Origin of the sequence: Salinibacter sp. 10B (assembly GCF_002954405.1) — a bacterium.
In the GTDB taxonomy this organism is placed as follows: Bacteria; Bacteroidota; Rhodothermia; order Rhodothermales; family Salinibacteraceae; genus Salinibacter.
Window position 1 is genome coordinate 3,533,188 of record NZ_MQWC01000004.1, and the last position, 20,899, is coordinate 3,554,086.

The window sequence follows — 20,899 nt, forward strand, 5'->3', positions numbered from 1 at the left end:
CTCTGGTCCGTTTGGGTACCATCTCTATCCCTTTCTCTCTTCGTTCTCACGTCCAATGAGCTGGACCAATCGTCTCGTTCACCGCGCTGACGCCACACTGAACACGCGCACCGAACCCGTTCCTGCTACTCCCGATGCCCCGCACGCTGTCGTTATTGGGGCCGGGTTCGGCGGGCTGGCCTCCGCCATTCGCCTGGGCGCCCGCGGCTTTCGGGTGACGCTCGTCGAGCGTCTGAATCAGCCCGGCGGACGCGCCCGCGTCTTCGAGCAGGACGGCTTCACGTTCGACGCCGGGCCGACGGTTGTCACTGCCCCGTTCCTCTTCGACGAGCTCTGGCAACTCTGCGGACGGGAGCGATCCGATGATGTGGAACTGGTGCCTGTCGACCCCTTCTACCTCATCCGCTTCGACGACGGCACGGCCTTCCACTACACCGGCGATCGGGAACGGATGGAGCAGGAGATTGCCCGCTTCTCGGAAGCGGACGTAGACGGCTATCGACGCTTTCTGGAGAAGAGCGAGGAGATTTTTGAGATCGGCTTCGAAGAGCTCGGGCACGTTCCCTTCGACAATCTCTCCGACATGCTTCGCATCGTGCCGGCCATGATGAAGCTGGAGAGCCACCGCACGGTGCACGGCCTGGTGTCGAAGTACATCCAGCATCCGAAGATCCGGAAGGTGCTCTCCTTCCATCCCCTGCTCGTCGGCGGCAACCCCTTTAGCACCACGTCCATCTATACCCTCATCGCCTACCTGGAGCGAAAGTGGGGCGTATGGTATGCAATGGGGGGCACCGGGGCGCTCGTAGAGGGCCTCTCCGACCTCATCGACGACCTCGGCGGCACGCAGCGCTACGGCGTGGAGGTCGAGGAGATTATGGTCGAGAACGGGCGGGCGTCGGGCGTACAGCTGGACACCGGAGAGACGGTGCCGGCGGACCTCGTGGTCTCCAACGCCGACGTGGGCTGGACCTACCGGCATCTCATCGACTCGAAGCATCGGACGACCTGGACGGACCGCAAGGTCGAGAACATGGACTATTCGATGAGCCTCTTCGTCTGGTACTTTGGCACCGATCGGCAGTACGAGGACGTGGAGCACCACACGATCGTCCTCGGCCCCCGCTACAAAGGGCTACTCGATGACATCTTCGAGAACAAAGAGCTCGCCGACGACTGCAGCCTCTATCTGCATCGGCCCACGAAGACCGATCCGTCAATGGCGCCCGACGGGCATGATGCCTTCTACGTGCTTTCGCCGGTGCCGCACCTGGAGAGTGGAGTGGACTGGCGGCAGCAGGCCGAGCCGTACCGACAGGCTGTGGAGGACCGGCTGGCCGAGACGGTGCTGCCCGACCTGGGCGACCACCTCGTCACCAGCCGCATGCTGACGCCGCAAGAGTTTCTGGACGACTACAAGTCGCTGAAGGGCGCGGCGTTCAGCGTGGAGCCGAAGCTCACGCAGAGTGCGTGGTTCCGGCCCCACAATCGGAGCGAGGATGTGGAGCACCTGTACTTTGCCGGAGCCGGCACGCACCCGGGGGCAGGCATGCCGGGGGTGCTTTCGTCGGCTCGCGTCCTCGACACGGTGGTGCCCGATCCAGAAGCGTTCGACGTCCGAACGCCTGCCGACACCGTGGCCTGATGTGCTGTTGGTTCATGTACGTGCGAGAATGAGGCGAATACCCGCTGCACAGGAACAATATGCACTTTGTGATCCGCTCTATGTCTGACTGAGTTGCTTCTTCTGCCGAGAGATCCCGATATCGAGGAATGGATCGGAATCAAAGGGAGGAAATTTCGTCGTGCGAACGCGTCTGGTAGATGCACCATGATCTTCGGAACGCGGTATAACTCCGAAAGGGGAGCAGACTGGGGCCACGCCCATGCCCACACACTCCCATACGCATAATGGCTGAACTGATTGGCAACGGCAGGACGAGTTTGGTACGTCTCTCCGCCTCAGTATGGATGATCGCTCCAACGCATCGCCACCGAACTACTACGCGCGGCTTGGCGTCCGTCCCTCCGCTTCGGCGAGCGAAATCCGCGACGCCTACCGTAAGAAGGCGCGCGAGACGCACCCCGATCGCAACCCGGACGATCCCCAGGCAGCCGAACGCTTTCAGAAGGTGAAAAAGGCGTACCAGGTGCTGCGCGATCCGGAACGGCGCACCCACTACGACGACACGCGGGCCGCCCGTCGCCGGGTCCCCAACGGGCTCACGATCAACCAGCAGGCACCGGCCGGGTGTGGAGGATATCTGTGGCGGGTGCTGGCCGGGATGCTCGCTTTTGGGGTTTTTCTCATCCTCGAAGTCATGGATGTGTGGGCCACCGATAATCTGTGGACGCTCACACTGGGGGTAGGCATCGCGTCGGGGATTGCCGGCATCATCGCCGTTCTCGTCGCATGGCAGTTCCCGGATGAAGCCACCGACGTGATGGTCCGCTTTACGCAGGACCGGGTGCTCATGCGTGCCGATGGACAGACGACATTTCGAATTGACTGGGCCGACGTGTCCGCTGTGCATCTTCGTGAAGAGGGGTGGACGGTACAGATGGTCGTTGACAGGGCGTCTGCTCGTGCACTGCGACCAGTTCCTCCGGTTATGACGGAGGTCGAGCATCGACGACAAGAGACTGCAATCTGGCTCGACCTTTCTGATACCGACGTGCCCCGCGAGGTCCTGCTCTCCTTTCTACGCACCACCGCTACCATCCCGTTTCCACATTCACGCACAGAGGAGGCAGATTCGCCATCCTCCCGGGACCGATAGTATCTTTGAGTGTCTTGGGCTTTTGCTGTTTGGGGGCACCGTCCGCAGCGAGGCACTAACTGCGTCCACGTCTCCGCGCCGTCATGCGTTTTGCGACTTTCGTTTGATCTTCCCGGAAGGAAAGGGCTGTTCCCCTTGATCTGAGAGAACGCGTACGCTATCGTATACCCTAATTTAGAACCGATTTAAATAGCGTGCTGCCGACGTCAGGCTGGCGCGCGCCCGAGCCGTACTTCTCTGATAATTTCTTTGTCCAATGACGTATTTGCGCATGACCCTTCTGATCGTCGTTCTCTCGTTTGTCGTCCAGGGGCCCGCGGCCCACGCTCAGGAGGCCGTCTTTGGGGAAGAGGTCGTTGAACCAGGCATCAAATTTACGTTCATCGCCGCCCCGAAAGATGCTGTGCAACCCGGTGCTAAGCACCTGTCCGAGAACGCAACGGACATCCACTTGGAGGTGCTTGCGGGCTGGACGGAGGATGCCGCGGAAACGGTTGGGGCGCCCGCCGGAGGATTCGTGCCCTATCTACACCTCTTTGCTCGCGTGACGAATGAGGAAACCGGCCAGACGCAAAAGATCAGCCTGGTGCCGCACATCAATCTTTCTGACAATGCGCATTATGCCCGCAACGTGGCCCTGCCGGGTGCGCCGGACGATCCGTACACGGTGACGTTCTCCGTGAATCCGCCCCAGGAGTTCGAGGTGGCCACTCACCGCGACTGGCGCCAGAAGTATGGAGATTCGCTTTTTGAGGCGACGACCGTTACGTACGAGAACCTTCAACTGGAGGAGGTAGCGAAGGCGACGCGGTAGCTCTGAGCCAGCGCGTATGTGAGTGCGCGCGTTCGTGCAAGATTGCACTCACATACGCACATACGCCCACACTCTCATACGAGGGACATGGGTACAACCATAAAGATGGACGGTTGCCTCTAACCATGCCTGCCCCGCCGGAATTTGTACTGGAAACCGGGCTTTACGCCTTGGACTTGGACGCCGCCGAGACGTTCTACGGCGATGTGCTGGGGTTGGACGTGTTGTTTCGAGAAGAGGGGCGTCACGTTTTCTTCCGATGCGGGATCGGTACCGTGCTCGTATTCAACCCGAAGACTACCCGTGTGGGGGAGACACTTCCGGCGCACGGCACGGAGGGAGAGGGGCACGTGGCCTTTGCGGTGGAGACTGACCAACTGATGGCGTGGCGTCGGCACTTTTCCGCTCACGACATCGCGGTGGAGCACACCGAACGGTGGGGAGACGGGAAGCGGTCGATGTACGTCCGCGATCCTGCCGGCAATAGTGTGGAGCTTGCCACACCCACCCTCTGGGGGACCGCAACACGTGGCGATCGGCTCCGGCAGGCACGTCCGTCCCTCGACTTGCGCACGTCGGAGTCGTCCCCCGTCGAGCAGTTTCAGAACGAGACGCTGCGGCCCGTTCTGAAGTTGCTGAATCCTACGATCCTGCGCCTCGTTGCGGCCCGACTTGTCCGGTACGGCGTCGGCTTTGCCAACATGGACCGGACGGACCAGCGGGACCGCCTCCGCAACCTTCTCAAGGAGGACGGGCGATTGAAGCAGACGCTTCTCGGCATGGTGGTTGGTCACCTCACTGACGACGAACTCACCGTGTACCTCGATCACAGAGAAGAGGTTCGGCGTCGCTGCGTGCCGATGCTTCTGGCCCGCGCGCAAGATCAGATCGACACGATTGCGGAATGGACAGAGACGTAAAAAGGGTATCTCTGCCGTTCCAGCTCCAGTGCTTGCCATCTATCCCCCATGAACCACGAATCCACGTGCCGGATGATCGGTATGGAGGACCAATCTCACGACTCTTCTGACTGATAAGTCCCGATACGCACTGTGGACATCGAAGACCGTACCGTCATTATTCCCCGCGAGGAAGAAGCTGCCGATGATCCTGAAGAGGTGGCCGTCTGGCCCCTAGTCGAGGCGGCGCTCGACACGATTGACGCCGACCCGTCGACACGAGACGCGGCTGAGGCTGCTATGGAGCACGGCGACGGCTGCGTTGTGCTTGCCAACTTTCTTAACAGCGAGGCGAAGCGGGTACACGAGATGGACTACCGCTTCAAGGTGCCCCTCGTGGTGCTGGCTGCCGAGCAAGCCCGTGAGGACGACACCGCCACCTCCATCTACGATCCCGACGAGGGATGCGTCTACTTTGAGACCGACGTCAGCCAGTTTTCTTTTCACGTCTACAAAGACTGGACGGTCGACTGGCCGCAGGTGGCCGACGAGGTGCAAGAGGGCTACGAGTGGAGTGGGGAGGACAACCAGACCTGGGCGCTTGACTGGCTCATGGACTTTCTGGATGTCCCGACGGACGACTATATGGTGTGAGTAGGGATCTGGCAGGAAGGAGGATGCCTGCGGTTGCTTCTCCCCGTCCGGCCTCCACGAGGAGACAGGGAAAAGGTGATCCCGGTCCCGTAGAACAAACGGTGGGGCCTCCAACATGCGGACTGCTGGGTATTCCCCGTACCTGGAGGATTTACGACTATTTACGTATGGGAGACACAAGTGGAGATTAGTACAATTAGGTACGTAAAATCCCGAAGACGACCGAAAAAAAAAAGAAACTCAGCTAGGGTCGAGGTCGGGTCGTTTCTCCACAGGAAAGGGGGGATATGTTACCATACGTTGAAGCATTTTCTTATTTCCGGCCCGAGGAGGACGAGCTGCCTCCGCGAAAAGCATCTCAGATTCAGCTCTATCGTCTCCTGAGCCTTCTTGGGGCGGTGCTTCTACCCGTCTTCGGTCTCATCCGTACATTCCTTACCCCGGAGGAGACCGATCCGCTTTGGGCTCGTCTCTCGATCTCGGGAATCATTGTGGGCCTGCTGATTGCTTCCTACGTCTGGAGGCGCGTACGAGAGAACTACGGGACGTGGATACAGGTCCTCCTCTACGGGATTGTCGTGTGGTCGGCCCTTCTGGCTGCGCTGAACCAATTCGCCAGTGACTACACGGTCGGTTTTCTGATCGTGTTTATGGTGGGAGGCTCCGTCATTGGCTTCCAGACACGGAAGATTGGGCCGGTTTTATGGTTCGCAGGGGTTGGGATTTTCGGGGTTGGAGCGGGGCTTGTCTTGGGTGCCCCTCCGGAGGTGAGCCCGTTGCTCCTTTTCGCGGGCATAACAACCGTAACCCTCATCGAGATCCTCACGCTCTTTTGGTGGCTCTCTTTTCAAGAGACCATTCGGCAGCAGGAGGAGCAACTTCAGACGATTACCGAAAACATTTCGGATGGTATTTATCGGTCGGCCCCGGGCGAGGGGCTCATTTATGCCAATCAGGCCTTTACCGAGATGTTTGGCTACGAGAGTGTAGAGGAAATTCTTACGGTTCGCCCAGGGGCGCTATACGATGACCCAGCCGCTCGCGAGGCTGTGCGGGCGCAAGCGCAGGAGGAGGGAAAACTTGGACCTGTGGAGGTTGAGCTTCAGCGGAAAGACGGGTCGACGTTTACAGGACGTCTTCGAGGAGCGGTCGTCTGGGACGAAGACGGCACGGTTCGGTTTTACGATGGCGTCGTGACGGATATCACCCAGCGCAAACGCAGAGAGCGAGAATTGGCCCGTCGGAAGGCCCTGCTTGAGGCACAGGCCGAGGCCACGATCGACGGTCTACTCGTCGTTGATAACGAACGAGATATTTCCTTTTACAACGAGCGCTTCCTTGAAATCTGGAACATCCCGAAAGAGATCGTGAATCGGTCTTCGACCGAGATTCCCCTCGATCGGATTCTTCTCGAAGCCGTCACTGAGCTGCTTTCCCGTCCCGAGGAATTTCGAGAGAAGGTCGAATATCTCTACGATCATCCCGATGAACGCAGTCGCGACCTCATTCAACTCACGGATGGGCGGTGGGTCGACCGATACAGCGCTCCAATCTCTGGCGAGGACGGATCGCACTTTGGGCGGCTTTGGGTCTTCCGGGATGTGGCTGAACAGAAGCGGCGAGAGCAGAAACTTCGACACGAGGCAACGCACGATGCGCTCACTGGGCTCCCGAACCGGGCCGCTTTGCACGAAGAATTGGAGGGGTTGGTTGAGCAGAAACGTCGAGGCGCTTTGTTGTATCTTGATTTGGACCACTTTAAGCAGGTGAACGACCGCTTCGGCCACGATGTGGGAGATCAGGTGTTGAGCTGCGTGGCGGATCGGCTTGAAGGAGTAGTACGAGACGCCGATCTGGTGGCGCGGCTCGGGGGGGACGAGTTCGCCGTTTGTCTTTCGGGACCAACCGATACGGAGACCGCTGGAAGAATCGCGAAGCGAATCTACGAGGTGCTCAGCACGGCCTTTGAGGTGGGAGGACAAGAGGTGTACGTGCCTCCGAGTATTGGAGGGGTTACGAGGCTTTCTCGGTTTGGATCGGTTGAGGAGGCGCTGTCCGAGGCCGATGCGGCCATGTACGAGTCAAAGAAATACTCTCGGACTGCGAGATCTTCTGACCAGCCCTTTGTCATATCGGAGGCGTCTGATCCTCGAAAGATCGACATGGAGTTTGCGACCAGCGAGAAGCCCCATTAGGTCGTTTGATCGGTCAAGAAATCAGGCTGTCGAAGGCGAGGACGAAAAGGATCGGCCTCCAGAACCGCCGGTCCTTCTTTCAGGAGGGGAGAAGGCGTTCCGTTAGCGGCAGTGCCCGGGTTACGTAGCAATCACAAGACTGGGAGGGATCCCGTCGCGGAGCATGCGGTCGGCCAGGCGGAGAAGGCGCTTTTGCTCGGGCCAATCAAGGCGCTGGGCCGCCTCGCGCGCGGGCCACCAGCCGAAGGCATCGTGCTCGTCGTCGAGGGTCGGATCGTCCGAAAGAGCGGCCCCGAACGCCGGGGACAGGTTGATGCGATCTTCTTGCCACTCGTAAAATGCGTTCACCGAGGGCAGCGACCAGAAGTGCGTAGGGGCTTGGCCGGTTTCCTCTTTCACCTCCCGCAGTCCGGTCTCCCACGCTGCCTCGTCGGTCCTGATTTTGCCTCCCACCATGCGCCACTGCCCGGCGTACTTGGTGTCCGGGGCGCGACGCAGCAGCAGAAACTCGGGGTTGACGGAGGTCTCGCGGTACGGGTACACGTCGACGACGCGAATGCTGGTCTTAGACATTGGAAGCGAACGGAGTGACGGAGAATCATTGGATTGCTAACATAGCGGATGAGGCGGAGAGTGTCGATCCGGTTCCGGCCGACGGATGGGGGACGGAGTTGAGCAATGGGGGATACTGCTTTGGAGGGGGAAGGACGTGCGTGAATCGTGAGTCATAAATAGAACACCCCCTGTTGCTGGGGGCAGTCACGCGTCACTCGTCACGCATCACGAGGCGCGCCCAGGGGGGCGAGAGTGGGCACCTCACGAATGAGAATGCACGAAAGAGATCCAAGGATGAGCAAATGTACATGTGTGGTTTCGTGCAGACGAGGAACCCGGGACAAGGAGAGGGCTTTGTGATCATGTCTCAGTCGTAATCTCTCTTTTGTCCTCATGCACCGACTCCGTCACATTGCGGTCTGGTTTCTGCTCGCAGCAGTCGTAGCGGGCGGAGTCGGGGGACCGGTGGTACACCACCTTCAGCATGCGGCGGAGAGTGCAGAGATCGCGTCCGATTCGTCCTGCCACTCGTCGGCTTTTCACCACGCCGACGTGCCCGTTGTGGCCGACGCGGCTTCGGAGGTCACGGCGCCGGAGTGTAATCTGTGTGCGACGCGGTTGCTCGTGGTACTGCCCGACGTGTCGCCCACGTCGGGCCCGACCATGGAGGGCACCGCACAAGTTGTGCTGCGGACCCACCTTGCGTCGGTTTACGTCGCCACCGACCGGACGATCCGCGGCCCCCCGTTCGTCTCTGGGGCCCGTCTGGCGTAGCCGCCGTAGTGCCGTCTGCCGTCGGATGCAGCAGGTGAGCATGTCGTGCAGAAGCAACGGCCCGTCCCCGGTGTTTGGGGACGGGAACGCAGTCGCGGGACGGTCGGCAGGGCGTGCGAGGGCTGCGCGGATTGAGGCCCCATCTCTCTACGTTCCCCCGTCCGTCTACGGTGGGGGCCTCTCCGCGTCGTCGTACCACACCCTCCCTATTTCCGATGACCCTTCGTACGGTTCTTTCGAGTATTCTTTTTCTCATTGTTCTTACCGCATCGCCCGTTCAGGCCCAGTCCACGCGCGGTGCCGTGACCGGCACGGTCACGGGCCCCAATGGCGCCCCGTTGCCGGGCGTACAGGTCGTCGATCCGGCCCTGCAGCGTGGCACCACCACCGGGGCCGACGGGCAGTATCGCCTCGACAACCTTCCCACCGGCGATCACACCCTCGAATTTCGCTTCGTCGGCTACCAGACCGCCGTTCGTGAGGTGACGCTCGACGCCGGCGAGACGCTGCAATTGGACGTCTCCCTTAAGACGCGGGTGTTGCAGACCGACGGAGTGACCGTGACCGGCACGGCTCGGGCCCGAAGCACGCTCCGTGCCCCACAGGACGTGGATGTGATGAGCACGGAGGATTTTCAGGGCCGCAACAGCGCCTCTCTCGGCAAGCTCCTGCAGGAAAACGTGGACGGTGTGTCGTCCGTGCAGACCGGCTCGCAGGCGGGTAAACCAGTACTCCGCGGCCTGAGCGGCAACCGGGTCGTGTTGCTGAAGGACGGCATCGCGCAGGAGTACTATCAGTTTGGCGTGCGCCACTTTCCTACCACCAACGCGAGTGAGGCTGAGCGCGTGGAGGTGGTGCGCGGCGCCAGCAGCATCCTCTACGGGTCCGACGCTCTGGGCGGGGCCATCAACGTCATTAGCAAGCCGGCGCCCACCACTGGTGTCGACGAGTTTGAGGTGGGCGGGGCTGCATCGACTCAGTACTTCACCAACAACAACGAGCGATCCGTTTCTCTCGACCTGAGTGCGGCGCAGGGGAACGTCGGGTGGCGCGTGGGAGCCGAGCGTCGCGTAGCCGACGACTATCACACGCCCGATGCCTCGACCTTTTTCGAAACGCAAAAAGGCGGCACCTACGGCGATCCCAAATACACCGGTGAGGTGCCGTTCACCAATTTTGAGCAGTGGAGTACCTACGGGCAGGTGGGCCTTCAGGGGGCGTTCGGGACCCTGCAACTGTACGGCGATTACTGGTCGAACGCCCACAATTTCCTGCTGCCCACGGGGGGACCGAACGACAATAATCCGAACTCGCCGCCACCCAACGGACTCGGCCAGAATCTGGAGCACAGCAACGTGGTGTTGAAAGGCAATCTGGTGTCCGACGGATTCGTGTTCAAGCCGCGGCTGAGCTGGCAGCGGTCCCTCCGGCAGTCGGGCGCACCGGGCACCGCGCTCGGCGACATCCGCGACAATGGCGGACTGGGTGGGTTCGACTACCCGCTCGACCTCAAGACCGACATCTACACCGGACGGCTGGAGGTGGCCCACCCGACGATCGGTGCCCTCAGCGGTACGATCGGGGCCGAGGTGCAGCACCAGAACGCCGATACGCGTGGTCCGGCGGAGCTGCAGCCGTCGGCAAAAACGTGGAATACGGGTCTCTTCCTGTTCGAAGACCTGGATCTCGATCCGATCACGATCTCTTTCGGAAGCCGCGTGGACGTGCGCACGGTGGAGGCGGTGCCGAATGAGCGCACGACCGACGCCGATGAGTTGGAAAATACCTACACCACGCTCTCGGGGTCTGTGGGCGCCAGCTACGCCTTCGGCGACGGGTACGCAATCGCGACGAATCTGAGCTCCGGCTTCCGCGCGCCGAGCGTGTTTGAGCTCTACGCGAGCGGGGTGCACGGCGGTGTGGCGGCCTTCCAGGTCGGGAATCCGGACCTGGGGCCGGAGCGCTCCTACAGCGCCGACTTCTCGTTCCGTGTTCGACGCGATCGGGTGACCGCCGAGGTGACGGGCTACGTCAACGCCATTCAAAACTACGTCTACCTGGAGAACACCGGCGAGACCAACACGGGGTCCGGTCTGCCGGTCTTTGCGGCGGACCAGACGGACGCCATGATCCCGGGCATCGAGGCGACGGTGGAGGCCCGTCCCCTGCCGTGGCTGCAGGTGGGCACCAGCACCGCTGTGCTCGACGGCACGGGCGACGGGCTGGGCGCGCAGGGCAGCGACGGCCAACTCCCGCTCCTGCCCTCCAATACTGTGAGCGGCTTCGCGCGCTGGATTCCTGCCGACACCGGTCCCCTCAGCAACTCGCAGGTGGAGTTCTCCGTGAAGCACGCCTTCCAAAAAGACGCCGCCGGCCGCTTTGAACCGTTCTCCCAATTCGATGGAGAGTTTGGGCCGCCGTTCGGTACGGCGTCGACGCGGGCCTACAGCGTAGTGAACCTTGAGGCGCGCACCACGCTGGACCTGGGCCTCGGCGCGCCGCTGACGGTCTCGGTCGGGGTCGACAACCTGCTCGACGAGACGTACCGCGACTTTCTGGACACCTACAAGGGATACGCCCTCTCGCCGGGGCGCGACGTGCAGTTTAGCCTCTCCACGACGTTCTAGCCGTTGAGGGAAGGCACGTACACGTGAGTGGCCGTTGGGCGACGGGAGCCCGAGCGTCCGGTTCTCGTCGCCCGTTCCCTTGCGGGATCACATGCACGTTTCGAATGCGTCTCTGCCCTTTGCTTTATGAGTGATACCCGTCCCGGTCCCTTTCCGGACTGGCAGGTTGAACCGGCCGCTCAATAGAAGCAGGAACGGCGTTCTCCCATCGTGCGCTCAGACAGACAAGTAGGACCCCAGACGCAGATTCGAACCATGACGTCTTTGCTCGCTCAGTTGACAGATCGCGGCGATTCGGTAGGACCGATAATCGCCCTTCTGGCCGGCGGAGGGATGCTTCTGCTGACAATCGTGGGGATTTGGGCCTCGCTCGGGAAACTGCTGGGCATCGGATGGGTTGCGTTTGCGGCGATGGGCGGCGGGACGTGGATGGGCATTCAGTCGGAGCGTCGATCTGCGGGAGCGACGAAGGGACAGAGCCGTCGATTGATCTGGGCCTACGGGCTCTCCAGCGGAGCGATGATTACGAGCACCACGCTGTTCCTCGTCCCCACCGCGATGTCTCATCAGGCGTCGCTCGGGGGGCTGGGCATCGCGATCGGCATCGTCCTTGGGTTTGCGATTCACGCGATGCACGTTAGCACGGAGCAGCCGGCCGGGTCCGTGCTGCCCGTGGTCTGGGAGCTATCGTTGCACTCGTTCGGGGCCGGACTCGTCATCGGCGCCGTGTACGCCGCCATGCCGGCGCTGGGCCCGACGCTGGGGGTGGCCATCGTGTCGCACAAGGCCCCTGCAGGCTACGCGGCCGCCCGGCGACTTGTGCGGCAGGGACATTCGGCGTGGGTGTTGATGGTGCCCGCATCCGCGGTGTGTATTGCAGCTCTCATCGTGGGGATCGTCGATCCGCCAGCCGCGGATGGACTTCACGCCCTAGTGTTCGGGTGCGCAACGGGCCTCTTTCTACACGTGGCCATCGACTTTTTGCCCCGGTGCGGATGGGAGGGGGAAATACACACTGTCCCGGCTTCCGAGAGTGCGGATCGGAGGGACGCGTCAGGCGAACGCGTCCGAGGGGCGCGTTGGAAGGCGATCGGGAGCACCCTGTTGGGAGGGGGGCTCGTCGTTGCAGCATGGGCACTGCTGTAGCGGGGCGTCCGTTCCCGTATGGTCCAGGGGCGCAGAGACGGGTTCTCCCCGGATAAAGGCAGTCGGGCAATCAGGAGGGGGATTCCTTCGCCTCCGTCGAAGCCGAGGCTGCTTCCTGCCGCCACGCCCGATAGTCATAGAGGTCTTGTTCCAGCAGGGCCAGGCACGCCGACACGACCGCTGCATCGTCGAGCACCCCTACGATCGGAAGTGTATCCGGGATAAGATCAAGCGGGTTCAATACGTAGAGAAGTGCGAAGACCGCAGCGCTCAGGGTCCATAGGGGCACGCGCTGATAGGCACCCCGTCGCACGTCGCGCACCAGATCGAGCAGCAGCTGTCCGTCGTCTAGCAGGCGGCGGAGCGGGCCGTTGTTCCGAAACCGTTCCTCGATTGCATCGGCCTCCTCAACTACGGTTTCCACGTCGGTGTCCGTCACAGTGCGTGCTCCGTCTTCGACGAACTCCGTATCGAGAGCATCGAGTGCATCGGTCTCATCCGACAATTCCACGTCCCGCAGCTTCCGTCGCAGGAGGCGGGCACGTGCTTTGACTTTCGGTACTACGCTGCGGGCCTGTTCCCGTACGCGATCGGGGGCGGGAAGGAATCGACGCAGGCGCGAAGAGTCGGACGAGGCGGAATCGGTCATGGGAGGGTCCGCACATCTGTGAGGTGAATCTGGACTCTGTTAACGGATCGTTAGGAAGAAAGCTCCCCACCCCTCCCTCACGGTCACCTGCACGATGCTACAGGAATGCAATCGTCTCGCGAATCTGAGGCTTTTGCTTTTACAGCGTCGCACTCGTTCCTTAGGTTCAACTACAGACCATCGGACTGCCTCCGTTTTCTTTCCCGCCTATGGCTGCTCGTTTTCGTGCTTCTCCGTTCGTTCGCCCCCTCATGTGGAGCATCTGTCTGCTGGGTGGGGTCCTGCTCGTGAACGCATGTGGGATCTCGAAGTCGACCCAGAAGACGCAATCGACCCGTACCCTTCGCCTCACGGCTCTTGATAGTACCTCAGGGACGCCCCTCGATAGTGCCCGGGCGGTGAATCGGACCCTCGGCGACACCCTTCGGACCGACTCGGCAGGGATGTTTGTGATGCGAGACATTGAGCCTGCGCTCTATGTCTTCGACGTGAGTGGGTATGGGTACCATTCGCAGCGGCACGTGTCGGTCTTGGTAGAGCCCGAGGATACCAACGCTACCGCCACGACTACGCTGTTGCCGCAGCTTCTGAGCATTAATTGTGAGGGAAGCCGGCCGTACAACTGGGACTATCTGACGGAGGAATACAAAAAGGACTCCACGCAGGTTCGCATTCAACTGATTGAGGTATTTGCGGACGACGGGGAGGTGCAGGTGCAGCCGGTGGTGGTTAACGACATGCCCACCACGACGCTCTTTCTCCCGAACAACTTCGGGGCACTCGGGCATTACGACGTGCAGCTGTATGATGGGAACAGCAATCGAATTCCGTTCCACTACAAAAATGCCCCGCCCGATCAGAGCGGTCATCGCATCTATTCGAAGGGGGATATTCTTCCCGTCGTCCCGAAGGGCACTGAACGCCTCGATCCCACGACCCTCGTCGTCGGAGATAGTATTGAGGATGGACGGACGATCTACGCCCGACTGCGCTATACCTTCTCTACCGAGGACACCTTGCAGGCCACCTCCGCGACAACATTCCCGGAGCTCAACCTGGACTCGCTCCAAGTGCCCGTCTTCGACACCCTCCGCACCGACGGTCGGGTGCGCGTGCCGGACAGTCTCGTCATCCAGCGAGACACCACCCGCATGCGCGTTGTCGGCATCGATACAACCGTAACCCGAAGCGGCTACACGCTTTTCTCAACGCTTCGAGACTCAAATGCGGCTTCAACGGCGCAGGCGGCCCGAAATATGCTCTACGTGCCTGATTCGGTGAAGACCCGCGCTCGACGCGACTCCCTCGAAGCTCGTGCTGCGGCCGACACGACGGTTCCCGACATTGATACCACCGCTGTGGGGCCCGCCACCGCTCGGTACGGCCTCCACATTGTGGATCGTACCGACCGATTGCGTCTCGACTCGCTGCTGACCAACGATGATCTCGCACAGTCCCTGGCCGGAGGACTTCCCGACCGGGATATGACGGCTGACTCGCTGCTTGCCCTGTCGGAAACTCTCCGCGACGCGTTCCTCCGCATTCCGGTGCCGTCCACAACCGAGGTCCAGCGAGGACTGGAGACGGAGCCTGACTCTGTCCGGCGCGACTCCGTGATCCTGAGCGCTCCTGTGGCCGACTCGCTCTTCCGCATTATGTCTCCGGACACGCTCTCGGAGTACGACTCTACTGGAAGCATCGCGCAGCGGAATCCGTTCCTCCCGCCGGATCGAAGTGCGCGGATGACTCCTGGAGTCGACTCCATTCCCATCGACTCGCTGCAACTTACGGTGGCGCCGGATGCCGACTCGGTCGTGACCGACACGGTGATTGCAGAAAACCTGAGTAATCCGCCTGCCCATACGTACTGGTTCGTTCCCGACTCGCTCTCGTTGCCTGGGACACAGGTGCTGGCCGTTGATCCGACCTTCTTTCGCCTCCGGGCCCGAGCGCACGTTGATACGACGACCACGATTGACGTAGAGGGACTTCTCCCTGCACGCGTCGGCAAACGCCCGCAGATTGCCTCAATAGAATACCCCCAACAAGTAATCCGTTCGCCGGCCGGAACGTATCGCTCTGCGTACTTGCAGGTGTGGAAGAAGCTGCAGTCGAATCAACTGAAACAGCAGTACTGTCAGATCTTCCCCTTTCCGCTTCGGTCGGAGTGGCGATCCACGTCCATGCATTAAGAGACTGTTTTGATTTTTGGCCGGATTGAAAATCGCAGAGGTGTTTCGCCGACCTGAGGGGACCGTTCATGGTTCGGAAGCCCCTAACACAGAGAGATTTCGACGACCTGCGGTCGTTACGCTCAGCCTGAAATGCGATCGTGTGAAATCAAAACAGTCTTAGAACGCGCCACACTGCTCCTTTCTCCAACGTGTTTTCCCGTGCGTTTTTCTCTCTTTTGCCTTGCTGGCCTTCTCTTTGTTGCGTGCAGTCCTGAGCCCCAGGATACGGCCCGGGCCCCCGCCGTTCAAAAAGATACCCTTTCCTATCATACCAACGGGGTTCCGAAAGAAGTGGCGATTCGGCGGGGCGACTCGGTTCTCGAACGCCGCACCTATCGGCATACCGGAATGCTGTCTCGTGTAGAGACCACGGACTCCGTACAGGGGTATTTCGATCTTCACAATCCGGATTCCGCCGCGGTCCTTCGGGATTACCTGCACGGCCGGTGGCGCAACCTCAACGCCGACACCTCCCGCGATCAGGCCAGTGCGTTCTACATTTTCGAAGAGGAGCAACTCACCTTTGAGAATCCGACCCGACGGCCGTTGGAATCGCTGGGGGTAACCTACAAGAACAACCGGCGGCTTCTCACAGACGAAGGAATGTCGGTGCAAGCAGACATTGCCTCCTTCGATACGGTTCGCGTCACCGGATATACCCTTATTCGCACGCTCCCTGCGGATTCCCTGTGAGTGCCTTCGGCAAAAGCGGATTGAGGGAGGGGACGGAACGTCCAGAGGGAGGGGCAAATGGGCTCACGCGAGTGTTGTAGGAGAACGACCGCCAGACGGGTGCTCAGAATTGAATCTGGACGGAAATTGGAGCAGGGGCCGAAGATGTTCCCATCGGATTCGCTTGGACGCGATCCGGCGTGAGGGCATTCCGGAATTGATGAATGAGCACTGCAAGCCCCGTTCCCAGGGCCGCGCCCACGAGTACGTCACTCGGGTAGTGTACGCCGAGATGCATGCGACTCAGAGACACGGCCGTGGCCCACACGATCCCTGGCCCAATCACGTACCACCGGGGGTGGGAAAGACTCCACGACGTGGCCAGTGCGGCCGACAATGCGGCGTGACCGGACGGAAAAGAGGTGAACCGGTCTCCGGCCGCTGGATGATGAGCGGAGCGAGCCGTGAGCGCACGGTGCACGTACGGACGGGGGCGCCCCACCGCCCGCTTGAGCCCATAGACGAGCCCGAAGGTTGCGCCCTGCGTGAGCGTGAGGCGGTATGCATCAGAAACATCGTCGCCCGCTCGTAGGAGGGCTGCTCCCCACGCCAGCGGTACGGCCCCGTAGAACACGGGATACGCAGAGGCATGCGCCCACCGGAGAGGCCGGACGACCCCCGGGTGAGATGTGCAGTACACTGCCGCGAGCCCTTTCGTGTCGAGCGTTCTCGTTTGGCGTGCCCTCTCCTCGCAGAACGGGACCGGGGCCTTTGCCGGTTGGGCCTGTCCGTTCTCTGCACTCGCGCAGAAAAACACAAGCAACAGGGCGGCCCCGCGAGCCATGTTCGACATCGATCCGGGTATGGTACGCAATGGGAGGGAGGGCGATACCGGGGGGAGGGAAACCAGTCCCGAGTTTAGGAGTCCTCGTCCGCCTCCGCCGCTTCGGTCTCCTCGTCTTCCGCCTCTTCCAGCTCTTCCATCTCCTCCTCGGAGATCATGCCGAGCTCCTTCCGGATTGCCAGCTTGATTTCCTGTCGCTCCTCCGGATGCTCTTCCAGCCACTCCTTCGTGGCCTCCCGTCCCTGCGCGATGGTCTCTTCCCCGTACGAGTACCAGGACCCGCGCTTCTCCAGGATGTCGTGCTCGGTTCCCAGGTCGATGAGCTCCCCGAGTGAGGAGATGCCCTCTCCGTAAATAATATCGAACTCGGCTTCTTTGAAAGGAGGGGCCACCTTGTTCTTTTTGATCTTCACCCGCGTCTTGTTGCCAATCACATCCTGCCCGTCTTTTACCGCACCGATACGGCGGATGTCCATGCGGACCGACGAGTAAAACTTGAGCGCGCGCCCTCCAGAAGTGGTCTCCGGATTGCCAAACATGACCCCGATCTTCATGCGGATCTGATTGATGAAGATCAACGCCGTCTTCGTGCGGTTGATGGTTCCGGCCAGCTTGCGCAGCGCCTGGCTCATGAGGCGAGCCTGCAGGCCGACGTGCGTGTCTCCCATGTCTCCTTCGAGTTCCGCCTGGGGCACGAGGGCCGACACCGAGTCGATGGCGATCACGTCGAGCGCTCCGCTCCGCACCAGCGTATCGGCAATATTGAGCGCCTGCTCGCCAGTATCGGGCTGGGAAATGAGCAACTCGTCGATGTTTACGCCCAACTGCTCAGCATAATTAGGATCGAACGCGTGCTCCGCGTCGATAAAGGCACAGGCGCCTCCCAACTTTTGAGCCTCGGCAATGATGTGGGTTGCAAGCGTCGTCTTTCCCGACGACTCCGGGCCGAAGATCTCGATGATGCGGCCCCGGGGAACTCCTCCGACGCCCAGTGCCGAATCGAGGGCGAGAGATCCCGTGGGAATTGCTTCCACCTGCCGGTTCGGGTCGTCACTCAGCCGCATGATGGATCCCTTACCGTGCTCCCGCTGAATTTGCTTGACGGCAAGGTCGAGTGCTTTCTCTTTGGCTTCCCCGTTTTCGTCTGACATATCCGAGTCGTACGTCTAAGTGCGAAGGGCATACGGAACCGGACGACCGCTCCGGCCGGGTACGGTGTGGACTTCTAAGACACACGCTGACCCTCGATTCTAACGTCCAGTCACGAGAGACGAGCGGACCGGGGCAATAACCGGTCGTTTGTGTTACACATATAATGCACACGTGATTCCCCGGGGCGTTTCCGGTTGCTAAAGGTCTTCGATTTCAGAAAGGGCGCTAACCCCGAGCTTCTTCTTAATTTTCCGGTACGTCTCCCAGTCGATGAGAACGGCGTGTGGCTCGTTGTTCTTCTGAATGAGCACCCCGCGCTTCGTCTCCCGAACATGGGTAATCAGATTCGCCGTTTCGGCTCGAAGCTCGGTAATGGTAGCAATGGAATCAACGCCTTCAGTGTTGTACATGGTCGGTGGGAAACGGTGAGGGAAAGGTATTGGCCGTCGAACGGGTTCCTCTCGCTGTGTGGATACAGCGTGCATGCACGCTGTCGGCGACGGAGAGACCTGGGACGGGAGAGGAGAAGGGAGGCGTCGCGCTCAGACGGGATAGACGCAACCGATTGTTTTCCCATTTGGATCTCTTGAGAGAGAACGCAAGGGGGAAGCGTACGATCCCGCTTTCGTTCCCAAAAGAGGGGCAAAATTTCATTTCTGCACCTCCGTCCATTCCGTGGCAAATCCCCATCACAGAAGAGAGGCCAAAGAACAGTAGGTTCGTCTTGGGAAAGGAGAAGAGAGACGCAGAGAAATCCGTTACTGAATCAACTTATTGTACTCGGTGGAATGAGAGGGGTCCACCTGCGTCAGAAGATTATACGCTCGATTTTGTAGGTCGCCGTCCGCAAAAATCGCGGTGAGTTCCTGATACTTCGTTGCAAAGAAGAGGTCGAGGGGATAAGACCCGGTTAGGGTCTGATTCAAATCCTGAAGCGATTCTACCACCTCCAGCACCACACCCCTCGCCTTTTCAGGTTCTTGTACGAAGCGGTCCAGGCCCTGAAGGTGGTAGCGGTAGTACGCCCGACGGAGGGGCTGATGGCGTTGGGCCAGCAGGTCGTTGATGAGTTGACGACGATTGCGCTGATTGCTGACGGACGACCAGCCGGGGTCCCCACTTCCTTCGGCTCGGTTGGCAATCCGCCGAGCAGTCTCGAAGTACGGCGTGCCCCCGAGTTCACTGAAGGTATCGTAGTCGTAGCCAAGAATGAGGTACGCGTAAAAGTCGAGAACAGACGTAAGGGCGTTGTACTGCTCCAGGTCAAAACTCAGTGAGGTACCGCGTCCGTATTCGAAGCGCCACTCCGGGTCGTTCACCCGAATGACAGTGGTTGACTGCGAGGTGCCGTAGATGGGACGTCGGGTGGTGACGACGAGGCGAGACCGAAACTCCGATAGACTAATCGACTCCAGGATGATAATTTGCATCGAGCACACGATCTGTTCGTGTGCCAGAAATTCCTCGTCCGTCCAGGTTTGGGTGTTCATGTACTCCTCGATGCGCCGCTCCAGGTCATCGAGAAAGGAAAATTCGGAGCCACTCAATTGGGACCGATCGAGCTGTACCTGGCAGGACAACTCTTGCGCAGCGACCGGTTGGAACGCTACCACTCCCCCAAAGAGAAGCACTGCAAGGCCAAACCATCGGATTTGCGTCAGCACGGATCGTACCCCCTGGTGGAAACAAGAAAAGCGCTGGCGAAACAGAGGACCGATGCTACCTTGCGGTTCTCCTCAGGTTTCTCACCTTGACATTCGGATCACCTTTTCTAAGGTTTAAATACAGGGTTACCTCATTCTTTTCTCTTTTGGGGAGGCCGACAATGGTCGATCCTCGACAAGTTTCAGCGGGCGACTTCCAACTCTGCTCGCTCTTGTTGCACGGACGCGCGCCAGGGGACACGGCGGCTCAGGGTGGGCTGGAGGCGACATGGCCGGACGTGAATGTGCAGCGTTGATCACGACGGGTCGGGCGAGGGCCTCCATTCGGGGGCGTGTGTACACGGTAGGGGAGGGATGCACAATCGTTCTGCCGCCGCTCTTTTCGGCTCGATTGTTTTCGCCAATGCCTTTATCCCTTCGGCTTCTTCTGATCGGGGTAGCAATAAGCACCGTTCCGGTGTTGAGTTTCGGTCAGTCGTCGTATGATCTCTACGGGAGTGCCCGGGCGGATGCGCTCGGGTACAGTACGACGGCCGCCCCGTCGGCTCTTGGGGTGCATGCCAATCCGGCTGCTGCAGCCACTCGGGACCGGTCCGTGGCGAGTTTTTATGCCCGGGAGGGCTTTGGCCTGGCGGCGCTCCGCTACGGGGCCGCACACGTCGTTCGCCCCTTCAGTTGGGGGGCGCCGTCGGCTGGTATCAGTACGTTCGGGTTCGAGGAGTACCGCGAAGTGCACCTGAGCGCCGGATATGCACGCAGCGTGTCCTTGGGGACCACCCGTTCTCTTCATGCCGGAGCTACAGTGCGATATCATCACACCTCGATCGCGGGGTACGGAAGTGCCGGGGCCGTGGGGCTCAATGTTGGACTTCTCGTTGCGCTGCTCCGGTCGCTCCATTTCGGGGCCCATGCGACAAACGTAAACGGGGCCCACGCGGCGAATATGACTCTGCCCCGCACACTGGCCGTGGGGATTCACTATCGGGCGCTTGACCATGTGGCAGTGCTCGCCGACGTGTTTAAAGAAGATCGCTTCCCGCTATCGGTGCGTGGGGGAATTGAGGTCTCTCCCGTTTCTCCCCTCGTACTGCGGGTGGGCGTTACCACAGTCCCCGTTCGCTTCATGGGAGGCGCCGGCCTTCGGCTGGGGCCGCTCCATGCCGACATCGCCGCCGAACAGCACCGGGAGCTGGGGTGGTCGCCCTCTGCTTCCTTGCGGGTTCAGTGGTAACGGACGCTC

The 20,899-nt window shown here is 60.7% G+C and carries 18 protein-coding genes; 12 read left to right on the top strand and 6 right to left on the bottom strand.

Going from position 1 to position 20,899, the window contains the following annotated elements:
- Window positions 1-55: 55 nt before the first annotated feature.
- The 6 genes from BSZ35_RS14425 (at window position 56) to BSZ35_RS19945 (ending at window position 7,342) form a co-directional block, all read left to right on the top strand.
- A complete protein-coding gene (locus BSZ35_RS14425) occupies window positions 56-1,645 on the top strand; it encodes a phytoene desaturase (RefSeq protein WP_105013097.1) in 1,590 nt (529 codons plus the stop codon).
- Between the two features lie 322 nt (window positions 1,646-1,967).
- Entirely contained in the window at window positions 1,968-2,780 is an 813-nt protein-coding gene (locus tag BSZ35_RS14430; RefSeq protein WP_105013098.1) for a J domain-containing protein, read from the top strand.
- 271 nt (window positions 2,781-3,051) lie between these two features.
- A complete protein-coding gene (locus BSZ35_RS14435) occupies window positions 3,052-3,594 on the top strand; it encodes an iron transporter (RefSeq protein WP_258096567.1) in 543 nt (180 codons plus the stop codon).
- Window positions 3,595-3,719: 125 nt separating this feature from the next.
- Window positions 3,720-4,514, top strand: a complete 795-nt coding sequence (locus BSZ35_RS14440) for a VOC family protein (protein WP_105013100.1) — start codon at window positions 3,720-3,722, stop codon at window positions 4,512-4,514.
- A 132-nt stretch (window positions 4,515-4,646) separates the two neighbouring features.
- Window positions 4,647-5,147 carry a hypothetical protein gene (locus BSZ35_RS14445; protein WP_105013101.1) on the top strand — a complete coding sequence of 167 codons (501 nt, stop codon included), beginning with the start codon at window positions 4,647-4,649 and terminating at the stop codon, window positions 5,145-5,147.
- 287 nt (window positions 5,148-5,434) lie between these two features.
- Window positions 5,435-7,342: a diguanylate cyclase gene (locus BSZ35_RS19945; protein ID WP_105013102.1), complete on the top strand. Its 1,908-nt coding sequence runs from the start codon at window positions 5,435-5,437 to the stop codon at window positions 7,340-7,342.
- Between the two features lie 120 nt (window positions 7,343-7,462).
- Here the strand turns inward: BSZ35_RS19945 and BSZ35_RS14455 are convergent, their stop codons facing one another.
- Entirely contained in the window at window positions 7,463-7,915 is a 453-nt protein-coding gene (locus tag BSZ35_RS14455) for an NUDIX pyrophosphatase (protein WP_105013103.1), read from the bottom strand.
- A gap of 375 nt (window positions 7,916-8,290) precedes the next feature.
- Between BSZ35_RS14455 and BSZ35_RS14460 the strand changes: the two genes are divergently transcribed.
- The 3 genes from BSZ35_RS14460 (at window position 8,291) to BSZ35_RS19950 (ending at window position 12,444) form a co-directional block, all read left to right on the top strand.
- A complete protein-coding gene (locus tag BSZ35_RS14460) occupies window positions 8,291-8,671 on the top strand; it encodes a hypothetical protein (protein WP_105013104.1) in 381 nt (126 codons plus the stop codon).
- A 215-nt stretch (window positions 8,672-8,886) separates the two neighbouring features.
- Window positions 8,887-11,298: a TonB-dependent receptor gene (locus BSZ35_RS14465; protein WP_105013105.1), complete on the top strand. Its 2,412-nt coding sequence runs from the start codon at window positions 8,887-8,889 to the stop codon at window positions 11,296-11,298.
- 255 nt (window positions 11,299-11,553) lie between these two features.
- Window positions 11,554-12,444: a hypothetical protein gene (locus BSZ35_RS19950; RefSeq protein ID WP_258096575.1), complete on the top strand. Its 891-nt coding sequence runs from the start codon at window positions 11,554-11,556 to the stop codon at window positions 12,442-12,444.
- 70 nt (window positions 12,445-12,514) lie between these two features.
- Here BSZ35_RS19950 and BSZ35_RS14475 read toward each other — a convergent pair whose 3' ends face one another.
- Window positions 12,515-13,093, bottom strand: a complete 579-nt coding sequence (locus tag BSZ35_RS14475; protein ID WP_105013106.1) for a YkvA family protein — start codon at window positions 13,091-13,093, stop codon at window positions 12,515-12,517.
- 209 nt (window positions 13,094-13,302) lie between these two features.
- Here BSZ35_RS14475 and BSZ35_RS14480 point away from each other — a divergent pair, with 209 nt between their 5' ends.
- A complete protein-coding gene (locus BSZ35_RS14480; protein WP_146110121.1) occupies window positions 13,303-15,285 on the top strand; it encodes a hypothetical protein in 1,983 nt (660 codons plus the stop codon).
- A gap of 201 nt (window positions 15,286-15,486) precedes the next feature.
- Window positions 15,487-16,020, top strand: a complete 534-nt coding sequence (locus BSZ35_RS14485) for a hypothetical protein (protein ID WP_146110122.1) — start codon at window positions 15,487-15,489, stop codon at window positions 16,018-16,020.
- Between the two features lie 103 nt (window positions 16,021-16,123).
- Here the strand turns inward: BSZ35_RS14485 and BSZ35_RS14490 are convergent, their stop codons facing one another.
- From BSZ35_RS14490 to BSZ35_RS14505, 4 genes are all read right to left on the bottom strand, one after another.
- A complete protein-coding gene (locus tag BSZ35_RS14490) occupies window positions 16,124-16,843 on the bottom strand; it encodes a phosphatase PAP2 family protein (protein WP_181149356.1) in 720 nt (239 codons plus the stop codon).
- A 74-nt stretch (window positions 16,844-16,917) separates the two neighbouring features.
- Window positions 16,918-17,994 carry a recombinase RecA gene (recA, locus tag BSZ35_RS14495; RefSeq protein ID WP_105013110.1) on the bottom strand — a complete coding sequence of 359 codons (1,077 nt, stop codon included), beginning with the start codon at window positions 17,992-17,994 and terminating at the stop codon, window positions 16,918-16,920.
- Window positions 17,995-18,192: 198 nt separating this feature from the next.
- Window positions 18,193-18,405 carry a type II toxin-antitoxin system prevent-host-death family antitoxin gene (locus BSZ35_RS14500; RefSeq protein WP_105013111.1) on the bottom strand — a complete coding sequence of 71 codons (213 nt, stop codon included), beginning with the start codon at window positions 18,403-18,405 and terminating at the stop codon, window positions 18,193-18,195.
- A 348-nt stretch (window positions 18,406-18,753) separates the two neighbouring features.
- On the bottom strand, window positions 18,754-19,659 hold the full coding sequence (locus BSZ35_RS14505) for a DUF4835 family protein (RefSeq protein WP_258096581.1): 906 nt from the start codon (window positions 19,657-19,659) through the stop codon (window positions 18,754-18,756).
- Window positions 19,660-20,062: 403 nt separating this feature from the next.
- On the opposite strand from BSZ35_RS14505, the gene BSZ35_RS14510 reads away from it, so the two are divergent.
- On the top strand, window positions 20,063-20,890 hold the full coding sequence (locus tag BSZ35_RS14510; RefSeq protein WP_105013112.1) for a hypothetical protein: 828 nt from the start codon (window positions 20,063-20,065) through the stop codon (window positions 20,888-20,890).
- Window positions 20,891-20,899 lie beyond the last annotated feature (9 nt).